At 73.5% G+C, this 25,651-nt stretch carries 27 protein-coding genes; 15 read left to right on the top strand and 12 right to left on the bottom strand.

All coding sequences use genetic code 11. The features are described 5' to 3' along the window. Positions 1 to 3: 3 nt before the first annotated feature. Positions 4 to 1,260, top strand: coding sequence for a type VII secretion-associated serine protease mycosin (gene mycP / locus RMN57_RS15375; protein WP_313763962.1), 1,257 nt, complete (start codon positions 4 to 6; stop codon positions 1,258 to 1,260). Here mycP and RMN57_RS15370 read toward each other — a convergent pair. Both RMN57_RS15370 and RMN57_RS15365 read right to left on the bottom strand, forming a co-directional pair. Continuing rightward, positions 1,254 to 1,826: a GNAT family protein gene (locus tag RMN57_RS15370; RefSeq protein ID WP_313763961.1), complete on the bottom strand. Its 573-nt coding sequence runs from the start codon at positions 1,824 to 1,826 to the stop codon at positions 1,254 to 1,256. The two genes, mycP and RMN57_RS15370, sit on opposite strands and share 7 nt — an antisense overlap. A 189-nt stretch (positions 1,827 to 2,015) precedes the next feature. Further along, complete coding sequence (locus RMN57_RS15365; protein WP_313763960.1) at positions 2,016 to 2,675, bottom strand: NAD(P)H-binding protein; 660 nt, start codon at positions 2,673 to 2,675, stop codon at positions 2,016 to 2,018. 130 nt (positions 2,676 to 2,805) lie between these two features. Between RMN57_RS15365 and RMN57_RS15360 the strand changes: the two genes are divergently transcribed. Both RMN57_RS15360 and RMN57_RS15355 read left to right on the top strand, forming a co-directional pair. Continuing rightward, positions 2,806 to 3,387, top strand: coding sequence for a helix-turn-helix domain-containing protein (locus RMN57_RS15360; RefSeq protein ID WP_313763959.1), 582 nt, complete (start codon positions 2,806 to 2,808; stop codon positions 3,385 to 3,387). Next, complete coding sequence (locus RMN57_RS15355; RefSeq protein WP_313763958.1) at positions 3,384 to 4,058, top strand: DinB family protein; 675 nt, start codon at positions 3,384 to 3,386, stop codon at positions 4,056 to 4,058. Before RMN57_RS15360 ends, RMN57_RS15355 begins: the two co-directional genes overlap by 4 nt. 75 nt (positions 4,059 to 4,133) lie before the next feature. Here RMN57_RS15355 and RMN57_RS15350 read toward each other — a convergent pair whose 3' ends face one another. Both RMN57_RS15350 and RMN57_RS15345 read right to left on the bottom strand, forming a co-directional pair. Further along, positions 4,134 to 4,727, bottom strand: a complete 594-nt coding sequence (locus tag RMN57_RS15350; RefSeq protein WP_313763957.1) for a hypothetical protein — start codon at positions 4,725 to 4,727, stop codon at positions 4,134 to 4,136. 696 nt (positions 4,728 to 5,423) lie between these two features. Then, the gene (locus RMN57_RS15345) at positions 5,424 to 6,020 is read right to left on the bottom strand and encodes a hypothetical protein (RefSeq protein WP_313763956.1); all 597 of its coding nucleotides are present in this window, start codon (positions 6,018 to 6,020) and stop codon (positions 5,424 to 5,426) included. A 266-nt stretch (positions 6,021 to 6,286) separates the two neighbouring features. Between RMN57_RS15345 and RMN57_RS15340 the strand changes: the two genes are divergently transcribed. After that, a complete protein-coding gene (locus RMN57_RS15340) occupies positions 6,287 to 7,366 on the top strand; it encodes a hypothetical protein (protein WP_313763955.1) in 1,080 nt (359 codons plus the stop codon). Between the two features lie 128 nt (positions 7,367 to 7,494). Here RMN57_RS15340 and RMN57_RS15335 read toward each other — a convergent pair whose 3' ends face one another. Then, positions 7,495 to 8,085 carry an isochorismatase family protein gene (locus tag RMN57_RS15335; protein ID WP_313763954.1) on the bottom strand — a complete coding sequence of 197 codons (591 nt, stop codon included), beginning with the start codon at positions 8,083 to 8,085 and terminating at the stop codon, positions 7,495 to 7,497. Between the two features lie 199 nt (positions 8,086 to 8,284). After that, entirely contained in the window at positions 8,285 to 9,601 is a 1,317-nt protein-coding gene (locus tag RMN57_RS15330; RefSeq protein WP_313763953.1) for a nicotinate phosphoribosyltransferase, read from the bottom strand. A 153-nt stretch (positions 9,602 to 9,754) separates the two neighbouring features. Between RMN57_RS15330 and clpS the strand changes: the two genes are divergently transcribed. From clpS to RMN57_RS15295, 7 genes are all read left to right on the top strand, one after another. Next, complete coding sequence (clpS, locus tag RMN57_RS15325) at positions 9,755 to 10,048, top strand: ATP-dependent Clp protease adapter ClpS (protein ID WP_313763952.1); 294 nt, start codon at positions 9,755 to 9,757, stop codon at positions 10,046 to 10,048. A 137-nt stretch (positions 10,049 to 10,185) separates the two neighbouring features. Further along, positions 10,186 to 10,761 (top strand): DUF2017 domain-containing protein, encoded by a 576-nt coding sequence (locus tag RMN57_RS15320; protein WP_313763951.1) that lies wholly within the window; start codon positions 10,186 to 10,188, stop codon positions 10,759 to 10,761. A gap of 199 nt (positions 10,762 to 10,960) precedes the next feature. Beyond that, positions 10,961 to 12,412, top strand: a complete 1,452-nt coding sequence (locus tag RMN57_RS15315) for an amino acid permease (protein WP_313763950.1) — start codon at positions 10,961 to 10,963, stop codon at positions 12,410 to 12,412. 66 nt (positions 12,413 to 12,478) lie between these two features. Then, positions 12,479 to 12,901 (top strand): Mov34/MPN/PAD-1 family protein, encoded by a 423-nt coding sequence (locus RMN57_RS15310; protein ID WP_238862776.1) that lies wholly within the window; start codon positions 12,479 to 12,481, stop codon positions 12,899 to 12,901. Between the two features lie 147 nt (positions 12,902 to 13,048). Next, positions 13,049 to 13,168: a putative leader peptide gene (locus tag RMN57_RS15305; RefSeq protein ID WP_313763949.1), complete on the top strand. Its 120-nt coding sequence runs from the start codon at positions 13,049 to 13,051 to the stop codon at positions 13,166 to 13,168. Between the two features lie 104 nt (positions 13,169 to 13,272). Next, positions 13,273 to 13,551, top strand: a complete 279-nt coding sequence (locus tag RMN57_RS15300) for a MoaD/ThiS family protein (protein ID WP_238862775.1) — start codon at positions 13,273 to 13,275, stop codon at positions 13,549 to 13,551. An 80-nt stretch (positions 13,552 to 13,631) separates the two neighbouring features. Further along, complete coding sequence (locus RMN57_RS15295) at positions 13,632 to 14,600, top strand: cysteine synthase (protein ID WP_313763948.1); 969 nt, start codon at positions 13,632 to 13,634, stop codon at positions 14,598 to 14,600. A gap of 40 nt (positions 14,601 to 14,640) precedes the next feature. Here the strand turns inward: RMN57_RS15295 and RMN57_RS15290 are convergent, their stop codons facing one another. After that, the gene (locus tag RMN57_RS15290; RefSeq protein ID WP_313763947.1) at positions 14,641 to 15,099 is read right to left on the bottom strand and encodes a type II toxin-antitoxin system PemK/MazF family toxin; all 459 of its coding nucleotides are present in this window, start codon (positions 15,097 to 15,099) and stop codon (positions 14,641 to 14,643) included. Between the two features lie 185 nt (positions 15,100 to 15,284). On the opposite strand from RMN57_RS15290, the gene RMN57_RS15285 reads away from it, so the two are divergent. After that, positions 15,285 to 15,476 carry a MerR family transcriptional regulator gene (locus tag RMN57_RS15285; RefSeq protein WP_313763946.1) on the top strand — a complete coding sequence of 64 codons (192 nt, stop codon included), beginning with the start codon at positions 15,285 to 15,287 and terminating at the stop codon, positions 15,474 to 15,476. Between the two features lie 185 nt (positions 15,477 to 15,661). Continuing rightward, entirely contained in the window at positions 15,662 to 16,408 is a 747-nt protein-coding gene (locus tag RMN57_RS15280; protein WP_313763945.1) for an MBL fold metallo-hydrolase, read from the top strand. 73 nt (positions 16,409 to 16,481) lie between these two features. Here RMN57_RS15280 and RMN57_RS15275 read toward each other — a convergent pair whose 3' ends face one another. Next, positions 16,482 to 17,399, bottom strand: coding sequence for a branched-chain amino acid transaminase (locus RMN57_RS15275; protein ID WP_313763944.1), 918 nt, complete (start codon positions 17,397 to 17,399; stop codon positions 16,482 to 16,484). A gap of 143 nt (positions 17,400 to 17,542) precedes the next feature. Here RMN57_RS15275 and RMN57_RS15270 point away from each other — a divergent pair, with 143 nt between their 5' ends. Beyond that, positions 17,543 to 18,616 carry a helix-turn-helix domain-containing protein gene (locus tag RMN57_RS15270; protein WP_313763943.1) on the top strand — a complete coding sequence of 358 codons (1,074 nt, stop codon included), beginning with the start codon at positions 17,543 to 17,545 and terminating at the stop codon, positions 18,614 to 18,616. A gap of 131 nt (positions 18,617 to 18,747) precedes the next feature. On the opposite strand, the gene RMN57_RS15265 is transcribed toward RMN57_RS15270, so the two are convergent. The 4 genes from RMN57_RS15265 to RMN57_RS15250 all read right to left on the bottom strand — a co-directional run bounded on the left by RMN57_RS15265 (position 18,748) and on the right by RMN57_RS15250 (position 24,900). Beyond that, a complete protein-coding gene (locus RMN57_RS15265) occupies positions 18,748 to 20,034 on the bottom strand; it encodes an LLM class flavin-dependent oxidoreductase (RefSeq protein WP_313763942.1) in 1,287 nt (428 codons plus the stop codon). Further along, the gene (locus tag RMN57_RS15260; RefSeq protein WP_313763941.1) at positions 20,031 to 21,107 is read right to left on the bottom strand and encodes an LLM class flavin-dependent oxidoreductase; all 1,077 of its coding nucleotides are present in this window, start codon (positions 21,105 to 21,107) and stop codon (positions 20,031 to 20,033) included. The genes RMN57_RS15265 and RMN57_RS15260 overlap by 4 nt, the downstream gene beginning before the upstream one ends. Positions 21,108 to 21,557: 450 nt before the next feature. Further along, positions 21,558 to 22,817, bottom strand: coding sequence for a PTS transporter subunit EIIC (locus tag RMN57_RS15255; RefSeq protein WP_313763940.1), 1,260 nt, complete (start codon positions 22,815 to 22,817; stop codon positions 21,558 to 21,560). A gap of 793 nt (positions 22,818 to 23,610) precedes the next feature. Further along, complete coding sequence (locus RMN57_RS15250; RefSeq protein WP_313763939.1) at positions 23,611 to 24,900, bottom strand: PTS transporter subunit EIIC; 1,290 nt, start codon at positions 24,898 to 24,900, stop codon at positions 23,611 to 23,613. 403 nt (positions 24,901 to 25,303) lie between these two features. On the opposite strand from RMN57_RS15250, the gene RMN57_RS15245 reads away from it, so the two are divergent. Continuing rightward, the gene (locus RMN57_RS15245) at positions 25,304 to 25,537 is read left to right on the top strand and encodes a glucose PTS transporter subunit EIIB (RefSeq protein WP_238862766.1); all 234 of its coding nucleotides are present in this window, start codon (positions 25,304 to 25,306) and stop codon (positions 25,535 to 25,537) included. The last annotated feature ends 114 nt before the right edge of the window (positions 25,538 to 25,651 follow it).

The raw sequence follows: 25,651 nt of genomic DNA, 5'->3' as shown, positions 1-25,651 counted from the left end.
GCCGTGCTTGCTGCTGGAGCCTTGCTGTGGGGAACGGCAACGTATCCGGCGGATGCCGACCAGATCAGAGATTCGCAGTGGCCCCTGAAGAAGTACCAGGCCGAGGCGAGAATATGGCCGGTCAGTCAGGGTGAGGGCGTCATTGTCGCAGTTGTGGACGGGGGCGTCATGGGAGATCACCAGGACCTCGTCGGCCAGGTGCTGCCCGGTGGTGATTTCTCGGGTGGAAGAACGGATGGCCGGGTCGACAGGGATGGTCATGGCACTGGGATGGCGAGCCTGATCGCCGGCACTGGGCATGGCTCCCGGGCCGGGATCATGGGCCTCGCGCCAAAGGCGAAGATCCTTCCTGTCAAGATCAGGGCCAATGGCGAGTCTCCTGAGCTGCAGCAGTCCGACGTTTCGCTGGCCGTGAGATTTGCCGTGGATCACGGGGCCAGAGTCATCAATATGTCGATCGGGGGCTACGGGCGACTCGATTCCGAGGCGCGGGCTGCGATCTCCTACGCGGCGTCCAAGGATGTTGTTCTCGTCGCTTCTACTGGGAACAGCGGAGATAAAGGCACGGGAGTTGAGTACCCTGCCGCCTACCCCGGAGTGGTCGCGGTGGCGGCGGTGAACGAACAGGGAATGGTGTGGGAGAAGTCCACGCCCGGAGCCGAAACCACATTGGCAGCACCGGGCGTTGAGGTCTACCGCGCGACGGCCAAGTCGACTGGCAGCTATGGGATCGGCGATGGCACCTCCGATGCCACGGCCTACGTTTCTGCCACGGCCGCACTCATTCGCTCGAAGTATCCCAACCTCTCTGCCGGGCAGGTCATCAACCGGATGATCAAGAGTGCTTCTCCGCCGGCGGATGGCTCGACGGTGCCCAATGCGCACTACGGCTATGGAATTGTGGACCCCGCCAAGGCTCTGGAGCCCAATCCTGTGGTGGATGGTGGGCCCAAGGAGAATCCGTTGCTCGGGCGGGTGGAGTCGCAGGGGGCGCCGCCGGCGGGGTCTCCTACGGATGACGGCTCGGCCCTGCCGCCGGTTGATGTGCCGGTGGCCGGGGCCGATGGGAATCCGGGGATCACGTACACGCTGCTCGGGGCCGGGGGGCTCGGGGTGCTGGTGGTCGCCGGGGTGGTCGTGGGCCTGGTGGTGCGGTCACGGCGACGGGCGGCTGCTGCCGCCGCCGCGTACCCGCCGCCGCCCGCGTACCCGTACCCGGGGGCGCAGCCCCCGCCGCAGCAGGCGCCGCCCTATCAGTGAGGCGTGACGTGCGCGGCGAGCCACTCGTCGCGCAGGGCGGCCATGTGGAGGACGTCGTGGAAGCGGCCGTCCCAGTGGTGTGCCTGGCGGGCGCGGCCTTCGAGGGTGAAGCCGGCCTTCTCGTAGACGCGGGCGGCGCGCGGGTTGTACTCGTAGACCTCCAGGGAGACGCGGTGGAGGCGGACCTCCTCGAAGGCGTGGCGGAGGAGGAGACGGGTCGCGGTGGTGCCGATGCCGCGGCCGGTGCTGTCGGGGGTCAGGGCGATCCGGAAGCTCGCGGAGGCGTTGTCCCGGTCGAGGCAGTTGAGGGCGAGTTCGCCGAGGAAGCGGCCGGTGGCCGGGTCCTCGGCGGCGAGGTCGAGGCGGTCCGGCTGGTCGGGCCGGGTGGCGCACCAGTCCTGGATCTGTTCGCGGGTGAAGGCCTGGCGGTTGCCGGTGAGCCGGTTGGTCTCCTCGTCGAGGACCGCCTGCCACATGGGCTCGGCGTGGCGGGCGCTCAGCGGGACGAGCGTGACCGACGGGCTGTGCAGGGTGGGCTTCTCGACGAGCGCGGCGTCGTTGATCACGGTGGTGTCCTTCGGGCTTCGCGGGTGGCGGCGGGTGGGCGGGCTGTGGGCGTCCCGCGCCGTGGATGATCCTCGGAGCCAGCATGGCCCGGGCCTCCGGCCCCCGACCACGGATTTTCGCCACCCCCACCCCCACCCCCACCCCCACCCCCACCCCCACCCCCGGCGCCCGCGCGCCCGCCCCGCCCACTACTCGGCGACGGCGATCTGCTCCCGGTGGTGGGCCGGCGTGGTGAGCTGGTCGACCACGGCCACGGCGAGGTCGGCCTGGGCGATGCGGTCGCCGAGCACCTGGGGGCCGCCGGTCCGGTAACGACCGGTGCCGGGAGCGGTGCGGTCGAGGTCGAGGGGCGGGGTGACCACCACCCAGTCGAGGGCGGCGTCGGACGCGCGGAGCAGGTCGAGCGCGCGGGCGTGGCCGAGGGAGAAGGCGCGGTACGCCTCGGGGAAGGCGGGGTCGTCGTGGACGGCGACGCCGGGCGCGGTCTCCAGCGTGGTGGCGATGCCCACGTGGACCAGTCGGCGGACCCCCGCCGCGTCGAGGCCGGCCACCAGGGCACCGGTGGCGGCCGCATAGAACGGCGTGGACGGGACGTCGGGCGTGTAGACGGTGCTGACGGCGGCCGCGTGACCGCGGGCGGTGGCGGCGACGGCCGCTTCGTCGGTGACGTCGCAGCGGACGAGGGCGACGCCCTCACCGGCGAGGTCCCGGTGGCGCTCGGGGTCGCGGACCGCGGCGGTGACCGCCAGCCCGCGCCGCCTCGCCTCGGCGACCACGGCGCGGCCGACCTGGCCGCCCGCGCCGAAGACGACCACGTCCCGCTCAACCTGACTGCCCGTGCTGGCCATCGGGGACTCCGTCCGCTCGTCGGGGGCGCTTTCGCCCGCCGTTGCCGTGACGGTAGACCGGGTGGTGCCGGTTACTTCAACGGTACCGGCGGGGGCCTCGGCGGACGGTGTGTCGGCTACCGTCGGGGACATGACGCAGACCGCGCTCACCTCCCTGGCGCCCGGAGTGCCGACGACCGCCCCGACGGCCGGTCCGTCGACGACCGGGCCCGCGACGACCGGCCCCGCAACGACGGCCGCACCGCTGTCCGCGGACTTCTTCGACCCGGCCTGTCCGGTCGGGACGCTCCCGGTGCTGGGCGGCAAGAAGTGGGCCTGGAAGCTGATGCGCTGCCTGGAGGGCGGCCCGCGCCGGTTCTCCGAGCTCAGGGTGCCGCTGGTCGGCATCACGGCGAAGGTGCTCGCCGAGTCGCTGCGGGCGATGGAGCAGGACGGCGTGGTGAGCCGGACCGAGTACGTCGAGAACCCGCCGCGGGTGGAGTACGCGCTGACGCCGCTCGGCCGGTCGCTGCTCGGGCCGATGAACGCGGTGTGCGAGTGGAGCCGGGCCAACCTGGCCACGTTGCTGGAGGCCCGCGAGGCGTACGAGCGGGAGGAGCGCGAGGAGCGGGGTGGCGCTGGGGCGCCGTGGCCGGCTGGCAGTATTTCGGCGTCCGCTGGCGCTGTCGCCGCTGGTGGCAGGGGGATCGGCCCGGCCATCCTGGACGCATGACCACGCCTGAGCAGCAGCCCGCCGCCTCGTCCGCCGCCATTGAAGCCATCGACGCCATCGACGCCATCGACGCCATCGACGCCATCGACGCCATCGACGCCGCTGACGGCACCGACGGCACCGCCACCTCGCCCGTCGGGGGCATCGTCCCCGACACCAAGGACTGGACCTGGGTCCTGGAGCGTCCCTGCCCGGACTGCGGCCTGGACTCCGGCGCCGTGGCGCGCACGGCCGTCCCCGGGCTGATCCGGGCCAACGCCGAGGCCTGGGTGGCCGTACTGGCCGGGGACGAGGCGGAGCTGCGCCGCCGGCCCGCCCCGGAGACCTGGTCGGACCTGGAGTACGCCTGCCACGTGCGGGACGTCTTCCGCCTGTTCCGGTTCCGGCTGGGCCTCATGCTCGACCAGGACGGCCCGGACTTCCCGAACTGGGACCAGGACGCGACGGCCGTCGCCGATCGGTACGGGGAGCAGCAGCCGAAGACGGTCGCGGCCGATCTGGCCGAGGCCGCGCGAGTCCTCGCGGACGCGTTCGAGCGGGTCGAGGACGAGCAGTGGCTGCGCACCGGCAACCGCAGCGACGGCGCGCGGTTCACGGTCGAGTCGTTCTCCCGCTACCTGGTCCACGACCCGATCCACCACCTCCACGACGTGACGGGCGAGCGCGTCTGAGCCACCGCGCCCGCCCGCCGGCCCGGAAGCCCCCACCGGTACCCGCCGCCGTGCCGCGCACGGCCGTCCCCGCGATCACCAGCCGGACGCCTCGCGCAGCATGGTGCGGCGGAGCCGGCCGGCCACGCTGGCGGTGTCGGTGCCGATGACGTCGGCGATCTCCGGTGCGGCGAGGCCGACCACGTAGTGCAGGATGGCGAGGTCGTCGTCGGCCGGGCGGTCGGCCCGGTCCACGCTGCTCAGGTACGCGCCCCGCCCCGAGCCGGTCCCGCCGCCCGCAGTCCCGCCGTCCGCGGTGCGGCCGTCCACGATGGGACGGTCCGTGGCCCGGCCGCCCACCGCCCGGCCGTCCGTGGACGGGTCGTCGGCGGCGGAGCCGGCGCCCACCGCCCCGCCGGTGCTGTGGGCGGCGACCGTTTCGCGCAGGATCTGCCAGGCGTGCGCCGTCGGATTCGAGCTTCCCAGCAACTCTCGCCAGTGGACGGCTATTTCGGCGAAGGCCTGTTGGACCGCGTCGGCAGCCTCGGCCCGCTCGGGCAGCCAGACCCGGGCATAGCTGAGGTAGCGCGGCCGGTGCAGCTCGCAGAACGCCGCGAACTCCAGCGGTACGGCCGGCGTTTCGCCGAGCCCCGGGGGAGGCTCGGCGCCACTGTCGTGACGATTGGTCATCTCGGCTTCTCGGCAAGTGAGATGGGAATCTGGCGGTCGATCATCTGTGCTCACTCTACGGTAGGCGCTCGGTGCGCTGGGTGACCAATCGGATTGAATGCCCAGAAGGTGCCATCGCGCGGCCGGTTCCGGTGGTGACCGGGTGCGGGGCCGGCGGGCCGAAGGGTCGGCGCGGGGCGCGCAGGGGTGGAGCGAGGGGTGCGGGGCGGCCTGCGGCGGGGTGGTGCGGCCGGTGACCCGGCGGCGTACGAAGCTGCCGGGGGCCTTGGTGCGAGGGCGTCGTGGCCGGTTGGTGGGGGCGGTCGGCGAGGGTGGACGGGGGGTCGGGCGCAGGACGTTGATGGGCCACCGTAGGCGGTCCGCGGGGTCGCGTCCACACCCTCGGCGTGAAGCCGCACCCGCGCTCCCGGTCGCGCGCGCGGCGGTGGAGGCGGGTGCGGAAGTGGGCGTGCGGGCGTGGGGCGCGCTCCCATGTGTGGTGGCGCGCCGGGCGGGTGGCGCGGTCGGGGCGAGGGCGTGGCGCGGGCCGGGCGCGGGGCCGCGGCACGGACCGATGGCAGGGGCGGCGGGAATCCGCGGTCGCTCGACGGTCGGCCCCGTGAGCGGCGGACGGCTGTTCGGGGCCGCCGCCGCGGAAGGATCGCGGCGCGCGGTCGGTGACGGGGCGGGCGGCGGAGCCTGCGGAGTGACGGTCGGTCAGCCCGGCTGTCTGGCCTCCGCGGGGGAGATCCGGTCGTCCGCCACGGCGCACCGTTCGAGCTGGGTGGGGAACGCCTCGACGGCCCGCCGCCGGGCCAGTTCGGCCTTGGCGGCGGCCGCTGCCGCCGCTGCCGCGGTGGCCGCCGCCTCGACCGCGTCCGCCGCCGACACGGTGTGCTTCCCGCCCCCACGAGTGCCCCCGCGAGCGTCCTCGCGAGCGACCTCGCGAGCGCCTTCCCGGGTGGTTTCGTCGGTGCCGCGCCGCCCTCGGCCGGCCGCCCGGGCGGCGTGCTCCTCGGCCGCCTCTCTGGCGGCCAGGTAGGCCTGGACGGCGGCCATCCCGTACACCGGCTGGATCAGCTGATGGCCTTTGAAGAAGGGTCTGGCCGGGGCGAATCCGGCGGCGACCACCAGGTCGCGGATCTCGGCTATCTCCGCCTCGCTGCGGGCGGTGAAGCGGACCTCCCAGCCCTTCTTGTACGTATGGCCCTCTGCGCCGCTGCGGCGGGCCGGGTCCGGCCGGCGGACGTATCCGGGCAGACGGCCGAGGCGGAGCTGGGCCGCGCGGAGGCCGGCGGTCTCGTCACGTGACATGAACTAAGGGTAGGCAATCCAGAGAGCGGGAGTGACGCCCGGAGGGTGTTTTCCGTATGCCCTTGGTCACTCACGGTCAGACGACCTGGTCGTGGGAACAGTGGGTGGTGGGGCAGGAGTAAAGATGACAACCATATAAGCGCCAATACTCCGAATGGGTGAGGGTATGGGGACTTTAGTGCGGAGTGGTCCCGGTTTCGCGACGGTTGGGTAACAGTGCGTCAGGTGGCCGATGAGCGGCTGGAGCTGTTGGGGATGGTGTCCGCATGAGCTACCGGATTCCCTCGCCGCCCCCGTCCCTGGAGGAGCTGGCGAAGCGTCAGCAGAACGTCGTCACCGCCAGCCAGCTGCGCGCCCGGGGCGTGCCGGCCCGGGTCATCACCGAGCACTGCCGTCGGGGCGGCCCGTGGCAGCGCCTGCTGCCCCGGGTCTACCTGCTGCAGTCCGGCGGGCCCACGCCGGAGCAGCGGATGTGGGCCGCGCTGCTCTACGCGGCGCAGAACGGCCGGGAGGAGGGGCGCCGGGAGGGTGCGGTGATCACCGGCACCGCCGCCCTCGCGCTGTACGGCTTCGCGGCGGTGCCCAGGCTGCCCGCCGTCACCGGGGTCGACGTCCTGGTGCCCCGTCAGCGCCGGCTCAAGGACGCCGGCGAGGTCCGGATCCGGCGCACCGAGCGGGAGTTGGTGGCCCGCTCGGTGCACGGCCTGGCCTGCGCGCCGGTGGCCCGGGCGGTGGCCGACGCGCTGGCCGAGTGGACGGCCGACGGGACGGGCGACGGGGCGGTGGAGGGGTCTGCGGAGGTGTCCGGCGACGGGGCCGCCCCCGCGTTCGGTGCGGGCGTCGCGCTGCCGATCCGCGAGGTGCTGCGGGAGGCCGTGAGCCGCCCCGAGGTCCGCTGCACGGTAAGGGAGTTGGCCGCAGAGCTGACCGATTCCGGCCTGGTCGGCGACGCCCGGGTGCGGGCCGCGCTGGACGAGCTGCTGGCCGCCGAGCGGGAGGCGGTGCTGGAGCGGCTCGGGGCCCTGGTGGACGAGTGGCTGCTGCCCGCTCCACTGGCCGGGCCCGAGCTGCGGATGCGCGGCGGCACCTACATCGCGGTGCCGGACCTCTACTGGCCGCAGGAGGGCGTCGCCGTCGAGGTGGACTCGGACCTGCGGTGCGTCAGCGAGGGGGAGGCCGCCTGGGTGCGCGGCGGCCAGCACCGGATGGAGTACCTGGGGATCCGGGTGGTCTACGTCTCCGGTGCCCGGCTGGCCGCCGAGCCCGACGCGGTCGGCGCCGAACTGCGGGAGGCCTTCCGGGACGGCGGTACCGACGTGGTGGAGCTGCTGGTCACCGAGGGCTGATCCGTGGGGCCCGGGGCGTTCGCCCCGGCGGCCAGCCGACCAGGCCCCACCCCGGCGGTCACGCGGTCAGGCCCCAAACCCCCGCGGCCACGCGGTCAGGCCCCAAACCCCCACCCCCGGCCCGAGAGTCAGCCCTGCACCACCGGTGCGCCGACCAGCTCGACCCCGGCCGCCCGCAGCTCCGCCAGCGCGGCCGCCGTGGTCTCCGGCGCGACCCCGGCCGTGAGGTCCAGCAGGACGCGGGTGGTGAAGCCCGCCCGGGCCGCGTCCAGCGCCGTGGCCTTGACGCAGTGGTCGGTGGCCAGCCCGACCACGTCCACCTCGGTGACCTGACGCTCGCGCAGCCACTCGATCGGTCCGCGGTTGTTCTCGTCCACACCCTCGAAGCCGCTGTACGCCGCCGAGTAGGCGCCCTTGTCGAAGACCGCCTCGATCGCGCCGGAGGTCACGGACGGGGCGAAGTTGGGGTGGAAGCCCACGCCTTCGGTGCCCGCCACGCAGTGCACCGGCCAGCTGGTGACGTAGTCCGGGCTGTCGGAGAAGTGGTCGCCCGGGTCGATGTGGTTGTCCCGGGTGGCGAGGACGTGGTGGTAGCCGGGGCTGGACTCGGCGATCAGGTCGGTGATCGCGGCGGCGACCTCGGCCCCGCCCGCGACGGCCAGGCTGCCGCCCTCGCAGAAGTCGTTCTGCACATCGACGACGATCAGTGCCCGGTGCATGGCTCGCATCCTCGGTAGTGGGGGACGGTTGCGCTTGTTCTGTGCGCTTCCGGTGGGAACTCTACGGTCGACTGTAGGCAGTGGCACCCGGAGGCGGAAGGCCCGGGAGGGCCCGGCGATGCACGGACTCCCGCCCGCTCGGCGCCGCGCGCCCACCGGCCCGCCGTCACCCGCCCACCGCCGCCGGGGCCGCCGGCTGTCAGAGGATCAGCTCGGTCGGCAGCACCGGGTCGCCCTTGGAGAGCTGGGTGGCCGACAGCGGCAGGGCCGCCCGCGCCCGGACGTGCCGCTCGCGCGCCGTGCTCAGCGGCTCCCGGCCGACCACCTCGCCGGCCAGTACCAGCGGCACCTGGACCAGGTGCGGCTCCAGCTCGGCCGGGACCGGCCCGGTGCCGACCACCTCGGCCTCGGCCACCCCGTCCGCGTCGGGACGGCGGGCCGCCCACTTGCGCCCGCCGATGCTGGTCTTGCCGCCCGCCGCGCGCTTGGCGACGGGCACCAGCGGGCCGTCCGCGGTCTCGGCCCGCGCGACCAGCTTGTAGACCATCGCGCAGGTCGGGTGCCCGCTGCCGGTGACCAGGCTGGTGCCGACGCCGTAGCCGTCGACGGGGGCGGCCGCCAGCGCGGCGATCGCGTACTCGTCCAGGTCCGAGGTGACGATGATCTTCGTCCGGTGGGCGCCGAGCTCGTCCAGCTGGCGGCGGACCCGGTGGGCGAGCAGGGTGAGGTCGCCCGAGTCGATCCGGACCGCGCCCAGGTCGGGGCCGGCCACCTCGACGGCGGTGCGCACCGCCTCGCGCAGGTCGAAGGTGTCGACCAGCAGGGTGGTGCCCTTGCCCATCGAGGCGATCTGCGCCCGGAACGCGTCCCGCTCGCTGTCGTGCACCAGGGTGAAGGCGTGCGCCGCGGTGCCGGTGGTCGGGATGCCGTGGGTGAACCCGGCCTGCAGGTCGGAGGTGGCGGAGAAGCCCGCCACGTACGCGGCGCGGGCGGCCGCGACGGCGGCCTGCTCGTGGGCGCGCCGGGCCCCCATCTCGATCACCGGGCGCCCGCCGGCGGCGGACGTCATCCGGGAGGCGGCGGCCGCGATCGCCGAGTCGAAGTTGAGGATCGACAGGATCACCGTCTCCAGGATCACCGCCTCGGCGAAGGTGCCCGAGACCGTGAGCAGCGGCGAGCCGGGGAAGTGGACCTCGCCCTCCGGGTAGCCGTGGATGTCCCCGGTGAACCGGTAGTCGGCCAGGTAGCGCAGCGTGTCGTCGTCGACCACGCCCTGGCCGGCCAGCCAGTCGAGCTGTGCCGCGGTGAAGCGGAAGTTCTCGACGGCGTCCAGCACCCGGCCGGTGCCGGCCGTCACGCCGTACCGGCGGCCGCTCGGGAGGCGGCGGGTGAACACCTCGAAGACGGAGCGGCGGTGCGCCGCCCCGCTGCGCAGGGCGGCCTGCAGCATGGTGAGCTCGTAGCGGTCGGTGAGCAGCGCGGTCGAACCGGCCGCGGGCACTGAAGTGGCGTCCATGAAGATGATGCTACTACCACTTAGCGTCAGAGTGACGATTTCTCTTTCCGGGCCGTCGCGAGCCCAGGGGGCGGAATCGCCCGGAGGTCCCCCGGATGGCAGCATGGGGGCTGAAGGGGTATGTGCGAGAAGAGCGGCTGAGAGGACCCGGCGGTGAGTGTCGCGCCCGTGGAGATCGAGCGCCCGGAGGTCGAAGGCCTGCCGGTGACGGAGCCGGACACGCCCTGGGTGACCATCGTGCACAACGACCCGGTCAACCTGATGAGCTACGTCCAGTACGTCTTCCAGGCCTACTTCGGCTATCCGAAGGACAAGGCCCGGAAGCTGATGATGGAGGTGCACCACAAGGGCCGGGCGGTGGTCTCCAGCGGCTCGCGCGAGGAGATGGAGCGCGACGTGCAGGCGATGCACGGCTACGGGCTCTGGGCCACGCTGCAGCACGACTGACGCGCCCCGCGCGCCGGTGCGAGCGGGCGTCGGTGCGAGCGGCGCGACCGGCACGGCCGGGTGGCGTCCCCGCACCCGCGTCCCGCACACCACCACCGAAGACGACCGAGACGACGAAGACGGGCTGACCGATACAGATGGCTGGGTTGTTCGAGAGTGCCGGCGGCGGCAGCGCGGTGATCGCGCTGGACGAGTGGGAGGCCTCGATCCTCCGCTCCCTGGAAGTGCAGCTGCTGGAGCGGATCGGCCCGGGCCCGGGCGGCGACGGCGGTGACCCGCTCGCCGCGCTGTTCGCCGAGGGTCCGACCGAGGCGCCCGCCGACCCGGCGCTGGCCCGGCTCTTCCCCGACGCGTACGGGGACCCGGGGGAGCGGCCGGACGCCGAGAGCAAGGCGGCCTCCAGCGAGTTCCGCCGCTACACCGAGCTCGACCTGCGCGCCCGCAAGCGCGAGGACGCGCTCCAGGTGGTCCGGGCGCTGGACGGGCTCGGCGGCGAGGGCGGGGTGCTCAAGCTGCCCGCGGCCGACTGCCTGCGCTGGCTCGGCGCGCTGAACGACCTGCGGCTGACCCTGGGCGTCCTGCTGGACGTCACCGAGGAGGACGAGCAGGGCCTCTACAACCTGCCGGACACCGACGAGCGCAAGCCGCTGGTGATGGCCTACCTGTGGCTGGGCGCCCTGCAGGAGTCGCTGTTGGAGGCGATCGCGGACTGATCCCGCGGTCCGATCCTGCCCGGTGTCCCGGGCACCCCGACCCCCTGTCCGCATGCTGGACGGGGGGTCTGGTCATTTCCGTCCGAATCGGGCGAAACCATGCGACTCCATGCTCAAATGTCGCTCAGATGGTCACCGGTATCCGGACCCTGCGTGGTACGACTGCTCCTCCCCACGAGAACCACCAGGACGGTGCACCATGGCCGAGCAGCTGTACGACCAAGAGGTCCATACCGGGCCCGCCGCGCAGGACGAGGAGGGCTACCAGCGGGGGCTGGGCAGCCGCCAGATCCAGATGATCGCCATCGGCGGCGCCATCGGAACCGGCCTCTTCCTCGGCGCCGGCACCGCGATCTCCAAGTCCGGCCCGAGTCTGATCCTGTCGTACGCCGTGGCCGGTGTGGTGATCTTCGCGATCATGCGGGCGCTCGGCGAGCTGCTCACCTACCGCCCGGTCTCCGGCAGCTTCGCCGAGTACGCGCGGGAGTTCCTCGGCCCGTTCGCCGGCTACGTGACCGGCTGGACGTACTGGCTGTTCTGGGTCGTCACCGGCATGGCGGAGACCACCGCCGCCGCCGTCTACGTGAAGTTCTGGGCGCCGGGCATCCCGCAGTGGATCAGCGCGCTCACCTTCCTGGTGGTCCTCTACGCGGCCAACCTGATCTCGGTGAAGCTGTTCGGCGAGATCGAGTTCTGGTTCTCGATGGTCAAGGTCACCGCCATCATCGGCATGATCCTGATCGGCGTCGGCGTGCTCACCCTCGGCTTCAGCGACGCCGGTGACACCGCCTCGGTCACCCACCTCTGGGCGGACGGCGGCTTCTTCCCCAAGGGCATCGGCGCCACCGTGATGACCCTGCAGATCGTCATGTTCGCCTACCTGGGCGTCGAACTCGTCGGTGTCACCGCCGGCGAGAGCGAGGACCCGCAGAAGACCCTGCCGCGCGCCATCAACACCCTGCCGTGGCGCATCGCGCTGTTCTACATCGGCGCCCTGGTGGTCATCCTCTCGCTGGTCCCGTGGACCGAGTTCCAGCCCGGCGTCAGCCCGTTCGTCGCCGCCTTCGGCAAGATCGGCATCCCCGCCGCGGCCGGCATCATCAACTTCGTGGTGCTCACCGCCGCGCTCTCCTCCTGCAACTCCGGCATGTACTCCACCGGCCGGATGCTGCGCGACCTCGCGCTGCGCGGCCAGGCCCCCAAGGGCCTGACCACGCTCAACTCCCGCCGCACGCCCGCCGCCGCGATCACCCTCTCCTGCGCGCTGATGGGCCTCGGCGTGCTGCTCAACGCCTTCGTCCCGGCGCGGGCGTTCGAGTACATCACCTCGGTGGCCACCGTCTGCGGCCTCTGGACCTGGGCGATGATCCTGGTCAGCCAGATCCGCTACCGCCGGGCCTGGACGAGCGGCCGGCTGCCGGCGCCCACCTTCAAGGCGCCCGGCGGCGTCTGGAGCAGCTGGGCCGCGCTCGCCTTCCTCGCCGTGGTCGTCGTGCTGATCGCGCTGGACGAGGACAACCGGATCTCGCTCTACGTCTTCCCCTGCTGGGCCGTGGTCCTGGTGATCGGCTACCAGGTGCTCAAGCGCCGCCGCCCGGAGGCCGTCGACGGCGCCGCCCGGGACCAGCTGCACGCCGGCAGCGGCAGCTGACCGACAGGTGGACCACGCCGTGGACGCCCCGGCGGGCAGCCGCCGGGGCGTGGCTATCCTGACCGCATGCTGACCATCACTCGAGAACTGCGCGACGCGATCGTCGCCCACGCCCGCGCCGACCACCCGGACGAGGCCTGCGGTGTGGTGGCCGGGCCGGCCGGCACCGGTCGGCCCGAGCGGTTCGTCCCGATGCTCAACGCCGCCCGCTCGCCCACCTTCTACGAGTTCGACTCGGGCGACCTGCTCAAGCTCTACCGCGAGATGGACGAGCGGGACGAGGAGCCCGTGATCGTCTACCACTCGCACACCGCGACCGAGGCCTACCCCTCGCGCACCGACGTGAGTTACGCCTCCGAGCCGTTCGCCCACTACGTCCTGGTCTCGACCGCCGAGGGCAACGGCCCCGACGACCCGTACCAGTTCCGCTCGTTCCGCATCGTGGACGGCGAGATCACAGAGGAAGACGTCCAGGTCGTCGAGGCCTGACCGGCCTGACCGGCACCCACCTGGACGCGGCCCGCCGACCCTCCCCGAGCGGTCGGCGGGCCGTTTCATCTCACCAGGAGAAACGGGAACATCCGGATCCCGAGACGGGCATGTCCCCGCGGGGCCGGGAATCTATACGATGAGCCCATGCGTTCCGTCGATGTGAGCAACCAGGCCCCGGGCACCCGCCTCGTGGCGCGCCTGCACATCGACCTGTGCCGGCACGCCGGCGCGATCTGTCCCCGCACGCCGGCGCGCGCTCGCTGAGCAGCCCGCCCAGGCCCGCCGCAGGCCTCGCGCCGCGGGCCCACCCCGCCCTGCCGCGACCGCCGCGGCCCACCCCACCTCACGACTCGCACAGGAGCGCACCCATGGCCATCGAGGTCCGCATCCCGACCATCCTCCGCACCTACACCGACGGCGCCAAGGCCGTCGAGGGCACCGGCAGCAACCTCGGGGAACTCTTCCAGGACCTCGACGCCCGCCACCCGGGCATCGCCGCCCGTCTGCTGGAGGGCGGCGAGCTGCGCCGCTTCGTCAACGTCTACCTGAACGACGAGGACGTCCGCTTCCTGGAGGGCATCTCCACCGCCGTCGCCGACGGCGACAGCGTCACCATCCTGCCCGCCGTGGCCGGCGGCGCCCGCTGACCTCCCGCGCTCCCGCCCGCCGGCCGCGCGGGCGGGGGCGCAGCCGCCCCTACCCTCACCGCCGGTGCCGGAGGCCCCCCTTGCGTTACGACAGCCCGCTCGAAGCCGTCGGCAACACCCCGCTGGTCCGCCTGCCACGCATCTCCGCCGGCGTCCCCGGCAACACCGAGGGCCTGGTCACCCTCTGGGCCAAGCTGGAGGACCGCAACCCCACCGGGTCCATCAAGGACCGCCCGGCGCTGCACATGATCGAGCGCGCCGAGGCCGCCGGGCTGCTCACCCCGGGCTGCACCATCCTGGAGCCCACCAGCGGCAACACCGGCATCTCGCTCGCCATGGCCGCCAAGCTCAAGGGCTACCGGATGGTCTGCGTGATGCCCGAGAACACCAGCGAGGAGCGCCGCGAACTGCTCCGGATGTGGGGCGCCGAGATCATCCCCTCCCCGGCGGCCGGCGGCTCCAACACCGCGGTGCGGATCGCCAAGGAGATCGCCGCCGAGCACCCGGACTGGGTGATGCTCTACCAGTACGGCAACCCGGACAACGCCGGCGCCCACTACGCCACCACCGGTCCGGAGATCCTCGCCGACCTGCCGACCGTCACCCACTTCGTGGCCGGCCTCGGCACCACCGGCACCCTGATGGGCACCGGCCGCTTCCTGCGCGAGAAGGTCCCCGGGGTGCAGATCGTCGCCGCCGAGCCGCGCTACGACGACCTGGTCTACGGCCTGCGCAACCTCGACGAGGGCTTCGTCCCGGAGCTGTACGACGCCGAGGTGCTCACCACCCGGTTCTCGGTCGGCTCCGCCGACGCCGTTCGCCGCACCCGCGAACTCCTGCAGCAGGAGGGCATCTTCGCGGGCGTCTCGACCGGTGCGATCCTGCACGCCGCGATCGGCGCCGGCCGCAAGGCCGCCGCGGCCGGGCAGCGTGCGGACATCGTCTTCGTCGTCGCGGACGGCGGCTGGAAGTACCTCTCCACCGGCATCTACACCGCCGAGTCGACCGAGGCCGCGGTCGAAGCACTGCAGGGCCAGCTCTGGGCCTGACGCCCCGGGGCGCGCCCCCGGGCCCCGGGACCCGGGGGTCTCAGGACTGAAGGGCCCGCTGCGCGCGGACCCAGATCTGCCGGTCCACCTCGCCGGCCCGGCGGCGGAAGGCGCCGAGCGGCACCTCGCGCAGCTCGTCCGTCTCCAGCCAGCTGGTCCGGCCCTGGCGGTCGCCCACCGAGCCGGGCGGCAGCGGCAGCACTCCCGGGCGCTCGGCGTGGTGCTTGCTGGTGATCTTCGCGACGGTCGCGGTCCGCCCGTTCACCCGCAGCACCAGGCAGGGGCGGTCCTTCGCCCCCGGGCCGTCCTCGAACGGCACCTCCGCCCACCAGATCTCCTGCGGCGCCGGGCCCGGGCGACCCTTCGCCGGACGCGGCCGCGGCGGCGCCGTCGGCACCGGCGCCCGGCGCTCCCGCCGACGGGCCCGGACCCGGGCCCCCACCAGGGCGGCCACCGCCGCGGCGACCGTCCAGAGCGCGAGCCACCAGTAGTTGGTCATGCGGCGAACCGTACCGGGCCCCCACCCGCCACCACCACCGTCGCCGGCGTGACATTCGGTGATTTGTCCGTGTCCTGCTCCCGGTTCGTCACGGTATGACCACAGCGTCCGTTCTGCGGTGGCGCCGCCGCGGGTGCCGGAAAGGCTGATCGCGCACGCCCCCACGCACCCGCGGAGGTGACCCCGTGAGCCGCAGCACCGACCTGTGGTCGTACGCCGAGATCGCCCGCCACATCAACGTCCAGCCGGAGACCGTCCGCAACTACCGCCGGCACGGCCTGCTGCCCGACCCGGACGTCGTCGACGGCAGCGGGCACCCCCGCTGGTACGCCGACACCATCCGCGCCTGGGCCCGCCGGCGCCCCGGCCACCGCTGATCAGCCGTTCCGCCCCCGCCCCGGCGTTCTGGTGATTCCAGCCACAGCGCGGCACGGAGACGGGGGCAAAGTGCCCCTCCGCCCTTACCCTCGACACACGCGAGGGCAGTGCTACCGGCCGGTTCACCCGGCCCGCACTGCCGTGACCATTGGCAGCCAGGACGTGTCGGGGCGGAGGGGCTCGGATGAAACTGACCGTGGTGGGGTGCTCGGGGAGCTTCCCGTCCGCCGACTCGCCGTGCTCCAGCTACCTCGTGGAGGCCGACGGCTACCGCCTCGTGCTCGACCTCGGCAACGGCGCCCTCGGCGCCCTGCAGAAGTACGCCGACATCTACCAGGTCGACGCCGTCCTGCTCAGCCACCTGCACGCCGACCACTGCGTCGACCTGTGCGCCTACTGGGTCGCCCGGAACTACCGCGCCGAGGGCTGCCCGGACCCGATGCCCGTCTACGGCCCGGCCGGCACCGCCGAGCGGCTGGCCCGCGCCTACGACATGCCGGAGAACCCGGGCATGAAGGAGGTCTTCGACTTCCGGACCCTCACCCCCGGCGGCTTCGACCTCGGCCCGTTCCGGATCGGCGTCGCCCAGGTCAACCACCCCGTCGACGCCTTCGCGTTCCGGATCGAACACGCCGGCCGCAGCCTCGTCTACTCCGGCGACACCGGCGAGAGCGCCGAACTCGTCGAGCTCGCCCGCGACACCGACCTCTTCCTCTGCGAGGCCGCCTACATCGACGGCCGCGACACCTACCGCGCCGTCCACCTCAACGGCCGTGAGGCCGGCGAGCACGCCACCGCCGCGGGCGCCCGCCGCCTCGTCCTCACCCACATCCCGCCGTGGACGGACGCCGAGCACAACCGCCGGGACGCCGAGGCCGCCTACGCGGGACCGGTCGAGGTCGCCCGGGCCGGGGCCGTCTACCGGATCTGAGCCGGCCTTCCCGGTCCTCGCGGTTCTCCGGGTACTCCCGGGTCCTCCCGGTCCCTCCGGGGCTCCGGAGGGATCAGCGGTCCACCGGCGTCAGCCAGTGCCGGTAGCGCGGATCGGCGCCCGACACCGCCGCCTCGTACGCCTCCCGCAGCCGCGCCGTCAGCGGACCGGGGGCCGCCGGCAGCTCGCGGTCGTCCAGCGAGCGCACCGGGACGACACCGGCCGCCGTCCCGCCGACGAACACCTCGTCCGCCGCGTAGAGGTCCGAGCGCAGCAGGCCCTCCACCCGCACCGGCACGCCCAGGCCGCGGGCCAGCTCCAGCACCGTGTCCTGGGTGATGCCCTCCAGCGCGCCCGCACTCGCCGGCGGCGTCCGCAGCACACCGTCGCGCACCGCGAACACGTTCTCGCCGGTGCACTCGCTCACCGAACCGTCCGGGCCCAGCAGCAGCGCCTCGTCGTACCCCGCGTCGGTCGCCTCCCGGCGGGCCAGCACCGAGTTCAGGTACGGGCCGGTCGCCTTCGCCGCCGGCGGCACCGCGTTCGCGTCGTTCCGCCGCCAGCTGCTCGTCTTGACCCTGATCCCGCCCCCTTCGGCGGGGAGTTGGGGCTGCCAGTGCCAGCTCGCGATCGCCGTCGTGGTCGGCGAGAAGCGCATGTCCAGGCCCATCGAGCCGTAGCCGAGAAAGGCGAAGTGCCGCAGGTAGCAGTCACGGTGGCCGTTGGCGCGCACCAGGTCGACCGTGGCCTTGGTCAACTCATCAACGCTGTAGGGGAGTTCCATCCGCAGCATGCGCGCGCTGCGGTCCAGCCGGCGCAGGTGCTCGGGCAGCCGGAACACCGCCGGGCCGTCCGCCGTGGCGAACACCCGGGTGCCCTCCAACACCCCGGTCCCGTAGTGGAGTCCGTGCGTCAGGACGTGCGTCTGCGCCGCCTGCCAGGGCACCAGCGCGCCGTCCAACCAGATCGTCGAAGCCTCGGAAAGAGCCATGCAGCCCATCCTGGCCACCGCTCCGCCGCAGGTCAGCCGTAGCGCCACGACCGGAACCGGCCATGGCCGGGAGCGGAAGCGGCGCCGTCTCGCCCCTCGGAAACCTCCACCCGCGCGGCCGCCCGCTCACTACGCTGCCGCCGATGGAGAGCTCCGCCGGCCACCACGACAGCGACGCCACCCGGCTCTACGCCCGCCTGCTCGCCGAACCCGGCCGGCCGCCGACCGCCCTCGGGCCCGGCTGGGACGAGCGCCGCCTCGCGGCCGCCACCGCCGAACTGCTCGGCCTCGGACTGCTCCAACCCACCGCCGCCACCCCGCCCGCCGCCGCGCCCGGTGGGTCCGCGGCCGCCGTCGGCGCCGGCGGCCACGCCGTGGTCTCCGTCGACACCGCCGTCCGCCAACTGCTGCTCGACACCGACGCCCAGGTCACCGCCCTGGTCGAGGCGCTGCGCCGGGCCCGCGACTCGGTGGACCGCCTGCATACCGGCTACCTGCCGGTCCAGCACCGCCACCACGCCGGCACCGCCCTCGAACTGGTCCGCGGCGCCGACCGGATCGCCGCCCTGCTGGAGGACGCCGCCCGGGGCGCCCGCACCGAGGCCCTGTCGCTCCGCCCCGGCCAGGACCTCTCCGGCCCCGCGCTGGCGGGCAAGCTCGCCCGCGAACGGCTCGCCCTCGCCCACGGCGCCGCCCTGCGCACCATCTACCCGGCCGCCGTGCTGCGCCGGCCCGCCGTCCTCGCGCACGTCCGGGAGCTCACCGCGGCCGGCGCCCGGATCCGGGCCGCCCACTCGCTGCCGCTCTGGCTCATCGTGGTCGACGCCCGCCTGGCGATCCTGCCCGCGCCGGGTTCGGGCTCCTCGGGTTCGGGCTCCGGCGCGGGGCAGGACGAGGGCGAGGGCTCGACGGCGGCGCAGGCGGCCGTGGTGGTGCGCGAGCCGGCGCTGGTCGCGCTGGTGGCGGAGCTGTTCGAGTACTTCTGGTCGGCGGCCTGGACACCGCCGGAACTCCTGCCCGGAGCATCGGAGATGACGGATCGGCACCACGAGGTGCTGCGGATGCTCGCGGCCGGGCTGACGGACGCGGCGATCGCCCGGAAGCTGGAGGTCTCCGAGCGGACGGTGCGCCGGCTGGTGGCCGACCTGACCGCCGACCTGGGCGCGGAGAGCCGCTTCCAGGCCGGCGTGTACGCCGCCCGCCTCGGCCGGATCTGAGGCCGGCACCGGTAGCGGCACCGGCTCCGGCAGCGGCACCGGCTCCGGCACCGGCACCCGCGTCGGCCTCGGATCCGGCCGCGACCCGGGCCCGCGCGAGCCCGCGACCCGGGCCGCGCTGGCCGTACGGCTCAGCGCCGTCCGGGCACGGGCAGGCCGAGGTGCTCGCGCAGGGTCGTCCCGGTGTACTCGGTGCGGAACACCCCGCGCTCCTGCAGCAGCGGAACCACCCGGTCGACGAACTCGTCCAGCCCGCCGGGGGTGAGGTGCGGGACCAGGATGAAGCCGTCCGCCGCGTCGCTCTGCACGTGCGCATCGAGCTGGGCGGCGACGGCCTCCGGCGTGCCGACGAAGGACTGCCGACCGGTCACCTCGATCACCAGCTCGCGGCTGGTGAGCTGCTTCTCGGCCGCCACCGCCCGCCACCGGGCGGCGATCTCGCGCGGATCGCCGAGCCTGGTCCGGCCCTGGACGACGGTGCTGTCCACGACCGGCTCGGCCGCGGGCAGCGGACCGTCCGGGTCGTGGTCGGAGAGGTCGATGCCCCAGATCTGCTCCAGGTAGGCGATCGCGGTCCGCGGTCCGACCTGGGCGCGGCGGATCTCGTCGGCGCGCTCGGCCGCCTCGGCCTCGGTGTCGCCGAGGACGTAGGTGACGCCCGGCATGATCTTCAGCTCGTCCGGCTTGCGCCCGTACGCGGCCAGCCGCCGCTTGACGTCGGCGTGGAAGGCCTGACCGGCGGCGAGCGTGGAGTGCCGGCTGAACACGACGTCGGCGGTGGCGGCGGCGAACTCCCGCCCCTCGTCGGAGTCCCCCGCCTGGATCACCACGGGGTGGCCCTGCGGAGGCCGGGGCAGCGAGAGCCGGCCCTCGACGTCGAACTGCGGGCCGCGGTGCCGGACGGTGCCGCCCTCGGCGTCCCAGAACTCCCGGGCCAGCTGGACGAATTCGGAGGCCCTGGTGTACCGGTCGGCGCGGTCGAGGTAGCCGCCGCGGCGGAAGTTCTCCCCGGTGAAGGCGTCCGAGGAGGTGACCACGTTCCAGGCCGCCCGGCCGCCGGAGAGGTGGTCGAGCGAGGCGAACCGCCGCGCCAGTTCGTACGGCTCGTTGAAGGTGGCGTTGACCGTGGCGGCGAGTCCGAGCCGGTCGGTGACGGCGGCGAGCGCGTTCAGCACGGTGATCGACTCGGGCCGCCCGACCACGTCCAGGTCGTGGATGCGGCCCTTGACCTCGCGCAGCCGTAGCCCCTCGGCGAGGAAGAGGAAGTCGAACAGCCCGCGCTCGGCGGTCTCGGCGAGGTGCCGGAAGGAGGCGAACTCGATCTGGCTCCGCGACTGCGGATCGGTCCACACCGTGGTGTTGTTGACGCCGGGGAAGTGCGCGGCGAGGTGGATCTGCTTGAGCGGTCGGTCCGTCATCGGGTCACCTCGAAGGCGGTGGTGGCGGGGGCGGTGGTCGCGGAGGCCGCGGGCACGGAGGCGGCGGCCGCCGAGGCGGCGAGGGCGTAGCGGCCGGCCGGGCGCTCCAGGCCGAGGTGGTCGCGCAGGGTGCGGCCCGTGTAGCCGGTGCGGAAGAGGCCGCGCTCGCGCAGGGCGGGGACGACCCGGTCGGCGACGGCGGCGAGGTCGCGGGCGGGCTCGGCGGGCACCAGGTGGAAGCCGTCGACGCCGCCCGCGCCCGCGGTGAGCTCGCCGGTCAGGGCGGCGACCGCGGTGTCGTCGGGGAGTGCGGCGGCCAGCCGGGCGAGGATCCGCGGGCCCTCGCCGGCCCGCAGCCGCAGCTCGGTGGCGGCGGCCAGCCGGGCCGCCCGGTCGGGGGCGTCCAGCAGCACGACGTCCGCGTATCGGGCGGCGGTCTCCACCCGGGCCCGGCCGCCGGCCGGGGCGTCCGGCGCGAGGTCGGCGGCGGCGACCGCCACCGCCACCACCGGCCGGCCCTGCGGTGGCCGCGGGGTGATGGACGGGCCGCGCACCGAGAAGTGGGCGCCCTCGAAGTCGATGTGGTGGAGCTTGTCGCGGTCGATGAACCGGCCGGTGGCGGCGTCGCGGATCTCCGCGTCGTCCTCCCAGCTGTCCCAGAGCCGCACGGCGACCTCGGCGGCCTCCGCGGCCTCGGCCCAGAGCACGTCGGTCGGGGCGGCGCCCTTGCGTCCGAACGCCCTCGCCTCGGCCTCGGTGTCGGAGACGCCGACCAGCCAGCCGGCCCGGCCCTCGCTCACCCAGTCCAGGGTGTTGACCGAGGTGGAGGTGTGGAACGGCTCGGTGTGGGTGGTGGTGACGGTCGGGACGAGGCCGAGCCCCCGCGTCAGCGGTGCGATCCGGGCGAAGGTGGCGAGGGCGTCGAGCCGGCGCGGTTCGGGGGTGTAGGAGTCGTCGAGGGTGACGAAGTCGAGGGCGGCCCGCTCGGCGAGGCGGGCGAGGGCCGTGAAGTGCCCGGCGTCGAAGTGGCCGGGGCTGTCGAGGGCAGCGGAGAGGTGCAGCTGGCGGGGCATGGTGAGGCCTTGACTTTCCTCGTGCGGGGACGCGCGGGTGCGCGCGGAGCGCAGACGGGTACGTGACGGTGGCCCGGGGTGCGGGCGGACCCGAGACGGGAGGCGGGCCGGGCGCGGCGGGACGTCAGCCGGGCGGCGGCGGGGGAACGGTCAGGTCAGGCGCAACACGCCGCCGACCACACGCGACCGAAGTCGATGTGGCTGCGGGAGACCAGGATGCGCCGGGCGTTCACCGCATCAGTTGACCAGCGATCTCGTCGGTTCGTCAACCGTCGTCTCAGTCCCCGTCTCAGCCCTCGTCCCGGCGGTGGGCCGACGGTGGGCCGGCGGTGGACCGGCGGTGGACCGGCCCCGGACCGGTGCCGCGGAACGCGGAACGGCCCCGCCCCGCCGCCTGGGGGAGCAGGCGGCGGGGCGGGGCCGTGAGCGGCGTCGGGGAGGTGCGGGCCGTTACGCCTTGGTCACGTCCTCGATCTCGTCGTCGTCCTCGCGACCGGGGGTCTTGAGGTTGAACTTGACGATCGCGAAGCGGAACACGAAGTAGTAGATCGCGCCGAAGACCAGGCCGATCGGGATGATCAGCAGCGGCTTGGAGGCCAGGTGGAAGTTGATCGCGTAGTCGATCAGGCCGGCCGAGAAGCTGAAGCCGTCGTGGACGCCGAGGGCCCAGGTCACCGCCATCGAGACGGCGGTCAGGACGGCGTGCACGGCGTAGAGCGCCGGGGCGATGAAGAGGAAGGTGAACTCGATCGGCTCGGTGACACCGGTGACGATGCTGGTGAGGGCGAGCGAGGTCATCATGCCCAGGACGACCTTGCGGCGCTCCGGGCGGGCGGCGTGGGCGATGGCCAGCGCGGCGGCGGGCAGCGCGAACATCATGATCGGGAAGAAGCCGGACATGAACTGGCCGGCGGTCGGGTCGCCCGCCAGGAAGCGGTTGATGTCACCGTGGACGGCGGTGCCGTCGGCCGCGGCGTAGTCGCCGGTCTGGAACCACGCGTAGGTGTTGACGAACTGGTGCATGCCGATCGGGATCAGCGCGCGGTTGATCAGGCCGAAGATGCCGGCGCCGGCCGCGCCCGCGCCCACCAGGCCGTCGTTGACGTTGGAGATCGCGTCACCGATCGGCTGCCAGCAGAGGCCGAACAGGATGCCCAGGCCGGTGCCGACGAAGGCCATGATGATCGGCACCAGGCGGCGGCCGTTGAAGAAGCCCAGCCAGTCGACCAGCTTGGTGCGGTGGAACTTCTGCCAGAGGATCGCGGAGAGCAGACCGACGACGATGCCGCCGAGCACGCCCGGGTTCTGCGGCTCGCCCTTCGGCAGGGCCGCCGTGACGGTGCCGTCGGCCGGGAACGCGGTCAGCACGTTCTTGAAGACGAGGTAGCCGACCAGCGCGGCGAGCGCGGTGGAGCCGTCCGCCTTCTTGGCGTAGCCGATGGCGATGCCGACGCAGAACAGCAGCGGCAGGGCGCCGGTGATCGCGGTGCCGGCGGCGCCGAAGACCTCGACCAGCTTCGCCGGGAAGTGCCAGCTCTCGTGGACGTCCGGCTGGCCCAGGCGAGCCAGCAGACCGGCCGCGGGCAGCACGGCGATGGGGAGCTGGAGGCTGCGGCCGACCTTCTGGAGGCCGGGGAGCAGGCCGGAGCCGAACTTCTTGGTCTTGGCCGGAGCCGCGGCGGGCGCCGGTGCCTGCGCAGACTGACTCATGGGGGTGGGTTCCTAACGGCAGGGCGGGTCGGTCGGGGGTAGGTGCACAGGGGGCCGAACCGCGAACTGGTCTACACCACACGTGGTGTAGACCAGTTTTGTAGCACGGGCGGGGAAGGGGGGGAACCCTCGAAAGCGGTGTCGGCGGGAAGCGCTATGAAATCGAAACCTACCCCGGGAGGGACGATCATGATTACCCGTCGCGATTGGGATTTTGGCTATTTGCGCAACAAAAAGGCCCCGCCGCCCGGCGGGGGCTGCCCCGGCGGGCCCGGCGCGCTGCGTGGACGACCGGGCGCGCGCGGGGGCGGCGCCCGCCCCCGCCTCCCCTGCGGTTGCGGCGGGGCGGGTCGACCGCGGCCCGCCGCGACCGGCGGGAGCTCCGTCCCGCCGCCCCCCGGAGTCCCGATTTCCCGCGGACCGCCACCCCCGGAGTCGGGGGCTCCGTCCGGCTCGTACGGAGAAACCCGGTGCCGGTGCCCTGGTGGAACGGCGGCCGCCGATTGTCGGACGGTCCGGCGCGCGTCGGCGGCGATCATTCCCCCACCCGGCCGGCGTGCTGCCGGCGCCACTGCGCGGGCCCGGCCGCGGCCCCGCCCGGCGCCGTCGCGGCCCCGCCCCGGCAGCGCCGCAGCCTGCCCGGGCCGCGGCGGGGCCGGGGCGCCGCCGAATTCCCCGCGGCGGAAATGCCGGTGCTCCGGGAATGCGGCCGAATCTCCGTTCCGGAAATGCCGAAGGCCCCCGGGCAGGTGGTCCGGGGGCCTGTTGCGGACAATGCGCGGTGACGTTCGGTTTATGGCTTGGTCACGTCCTCGACCTCGCTCTCGTCCTCGCGTCCGGGCGTTTTCACGTCGAATTTCACGATGATGAAGCGGAACAGCGCGTAGTACACGACGGCGAAGCTGGCCCCGATCGGGAGGATCAGCCAGGGCTTGGTGGCGAGCCCCCAGTTGAGGGCGTAGTCGATCAGGCCCGCCGAGAAGCTGAACCCGTCGTGGACCCCGAGCCCCCAGGTGATCGCCATCGACGCGCCGGTCAGCAGGGCGTGCACCGCGTACAGGGCGGGCGCGATGTAGGCGAAGGAGTACTCGATCGGCTCGGTGATTCCGGTGACGAAGGAGGTCAGGCCGACCGAGAGCATCAGACCGTAGATCTCCTTGCGGCGGTGCGGTTTGGCCGCGTGGGCGATCGCCAGTGCGGCGGCGGGCAGGGCGAACATCATGATGGGGAAGAAGCCGGAGGTGAACTGCCCGGCCGTCGGGTCGCCCGCCAGGAAGCGCGGGATGTCGCCGTGGACGACGGCGCCGTCCGGCTTGGTGTAGTCGCCGAACTGGAACCAGAGGAAGAAGTTCAGCAGCTGGTGCATGCCGACCAGCAGCAGCACGCGGTTGAGGACGCCGAAGATGCCGGCGCCGACCGAGCCCAGGTCGGAGAGGTGCTGGCTCAGGTCGGTGAGGGTGCGGCCGATCGGCGGCCAGACCCAGACCGAGAGGCAGGCCAGCAGCAGGCCCGCCACGGCGGTGATCATCGGCACCAGGCGGCGGCCGTTGAAGAAGCCCAGCCAGTCCACCAGCCTGGTCCGGTGGAAGCGCATCCAGAGCCAGGCCGAGATCAGGCCCAGCAGGAGGCCGCCCAGCACGCCCGGGTTCTGGTAGACCGCGGCCGCGGCCTTGGCCGAGGTGAAGTCGATGCACTGGTCGCTGATCAGCACCGTCGGCGGCTTGCACTTCTCGGGGAAGGCCTGGAGCACCGCGAAGTAGACGAGGAAGCCGACCACCGCCGCGAGCGCCGTCGAGCCGTCCGCCTTCTTGGCCATGCCGATGGCGACGCCGACGCAGAACAGCATCGGCAGGCCGAAGGAGGAGTCCAGCAGGGCCCCGCCCGCGGCGGCGAAGACCTTGGCGACGTTGTCCCAGCCCAGACCGTCCGGGCCGAAGACGTCGGGCTGGCCGAGCCGGTTGAGGATGCCGGCGGCCGGGAGCACCGCCACCGGCAGCTGCAGGGAGCGCCCCATCTTCTGGAGCCCGCCGTAGAAGGTGTGCCACCACGTGGTCCGCGGGGCCGTGGCGCCTGCCGAACTCATCCGTCGCCCTCCGAGCAGCTGCCGGCCGCGGATCCCCCGGTCGGGGCCGCCGGGCGGGGCTCTGGAACCACCGGGGCCCTTCCTGCGTCCATCGGAGTACACATATATTGGTGTAGACCACTTTTCGGTCCGCAGGCCGCGCGCGCCGGGACGAAGCCCCGCTGATCGCCATCCTCGGGCGAAGATCCAGACGGTGCGCGCCGAAATGGGCCAAAAGTGGACTAACGTGGCAGACCGGTCCAGATCGGGTGATGCTTGTCGCGCCGCCGTGCGGCGCGACGGCTGCTGAATCCGCGTCAGCACCGGTACCGACCCGCCACCGGCCTCCGGCCGGGGGTACCCAGCACAGCGCAGGACGGCACCCGGCAGAGCAGCCGGCGGGCCGAGACAGAGGGAGAGACAGATGGCCAGCAAGGCTGAGAAGATCGTCGCCGGTCTGGGCGGCATCGAGAACATCGAAGAGGTCGAGGGCTGCATCACGCGCCTGCGTACCGAGGTCAAGGACGCCTCCCTCGTCGACGAGGCCGCGCTGAAGGCCGCCGGCGCCCACGGCGTCGTCAAGATGGGCACCGCGATCCAGGTCGTCATCGGCACCGACGCCGACCCGATCGCCGCCGACATCGAGGACATGATGTGAGCTGAGCCCACCCGGCTCACCGCCCGGCTCACGCCCGGGACGCCCGGGACGCCCGGGCACTGCGCCCGGACGCGCCGCCCTCGGCCCGCCCGCCCTTCGGGGCCGGCGGGCCGA

It is taken from the genome of Kitasatospora sp. CM 4170 (assembly GCF_032110285.1).
Lineage (GTDB): Bacteria > Actinomycetota > Actinomycetes > Streptomycetales > Streptomycetaceae > Kitasatospora > Kitasatospora aburaviensis.
This window is presented reverse-complemented; position numbering and strand designations above follow the sequence as displayed.

Excerpts from the sequence above, each read along its gene's own strand:
- RMN57_RS15245 (WP_238862766.1), top strand. The coding sequence starts at position 25,304 with ATGGCCAGCAAGGCTGAGAAGATCGTCGCCGGTCTGGGCGGCATCGAG.
- RMN57_RS15350 (WP_313763957.1), bottom strand. The coding sequence starts at position 4,727 with ATGACCAATCGTCACGACAGTGGCGCCGAGCCTCCCCCGGGGCTCGGC.
- RMN57_RS15360 (WP_313763959.1), top strand. The coding sequence starts at position 2,806 with ATGACGCAGACCGCGCTCACCTCCCTGGCGCCCGGAGTGCCGACGACC.
- RMN57_RS15290 (WP_313763947.1), bottom strand. The coding sequence starts at position 15,099 with ATGACCAACTACTGGTGGCTCGCGCTCTGGACGGTCGCCGCGGCGGTG.
- RMN57_RS15270 (WP_313763943.1), top strand. The coding sequence starts at position 17,543 with ATGGAGAGCTCCGCCGGCCACCACGACAGCGACGCCACCCGGCTCTAC.
- RMN57_RS15340 (WP_313763955.1), top strand. The coding sequence starts at position 6,287 with ATGAGCTACCGGATTCCCTCGCCGCCCCCGTCCCTGGAGGAGCTGGCG.
- RMN57_RS15365 (WP_313763960.1), bottom strand. The coding sequence starts at position 2,675 with ATGGCCAGCACGGGCAGTCAGGTTGAGCGGGACGTGGTCGTCTTCGGC.
- RMN57_RS15330 (WP_313763953.1), bottom strand. The coding sequence starts at position 9,601 with ATGGACGCCACTTCAGTGCCCGCGGCCGGTTCGACCGCGCTGCTCACC.
- RMN57_RS15265 (WP_313763942.1), bottom strand. The coding sequence starts at position 20,034 with ATGACGGACCGACCGCTCAAGCAGATCCACCTCGCCGCGCACTTCCCC.
- RMN57_RS15355 (WP_313763958.1), top strand. The coding sequence starts at position 3,384 with ATGACCACGCCTGAGCAGCAGCCCGCCGCCTCGTCCGCCGCCATTGAA.
- RMN57_RS15280 (WP_313763945.1), top strand. The coding sequence starts at position 15,662 with ATGAAACTGACCGTGGTGGGGTGCTCGGGGAGCTTCCCGTCCGCCGAC.
- RMN57_RS15250 (WP_313763939.1), bottom strand. The coding sequence starts at position 24,900 with ATGAGTTCGGCAGGCGCCACGGCCCCGCGGACCACGTGGTGGCACACC.
- RMN57_RS15345 (WP_313763956.1), bottom strand. The coding sequence starts at position 6,020 with ATGTCACGTGACGAGACCGCCGGCCTCCGCGCGGCCCAGCTCCGCCTC.
- RMN57_RS15310 (WP_238862776.1), top strand. The coding sequence starts at position 12,479 with ATGCTGACCATCACTCGAGAACTGCGCGACGCGATCGTCGCCCACGCC.
- RMN57_RS15305 (WP_313763949.1), top strand. The coding sequence starts at position 13,049 with ATGCGTTCCGTCGATGTGAGCAACCAGGCCCCGGGCACCCGCCTCGTG.
- RMN57_RS15315 (WP_313763950.1), top strand. The coding sequence starts at position 10,961 with ATGGCCGAGCAGCTGTACGACCAAGAGGTCCATACCGGGCCCGCCGCG.
- RMN57_RS15275 (WP_313763944.1), bottom strand. The coding sequence starts at position 17,399 with ATGGCTCTTTCCGAGGCTTCGACGATCTGGTTGGACGGCGCGCTGGTG.
- RMN57_RS15260 (WP_313763941.1), bottom strand. The coding sequence starts at position 21,107 with ATGCCCCGCCAGCTGCACCTCTCCGCTGCCCTCGACAGCCCCGGCCAC.
- RMN57_RS15255 (WP_313763940.1), bottom strand. The coding sequence starts at position 22,817 with ATGAGTCAGTCTGCGCAGGCACCGGCGCCCGCCGCGGCTCCGGCCAAG.
- RMN57_RS15320 (WP_313763951.1), top strand. The coding sequence starts at position 10,186 with ATGGCTGGGTTGTTCGAGAGTGCCGGCGGCGGCAGCGCGGTGATCGCG.
- RMN57_RS15300 (WP_238862775.1), top strand. The coding sequence starts at position 13,273 with ATGGCCATCGAGGTCCGCATCCCGACCATCCTCCGCACCTACACCGAC.
- RMN57_RS15335 (WP_313763954.1), bottom strand. The coding sequence starts at position 8,085 with ATGCACCGGGCACTGATCGTCGTCGATGTGCAGAACGACTTCTGCGAG.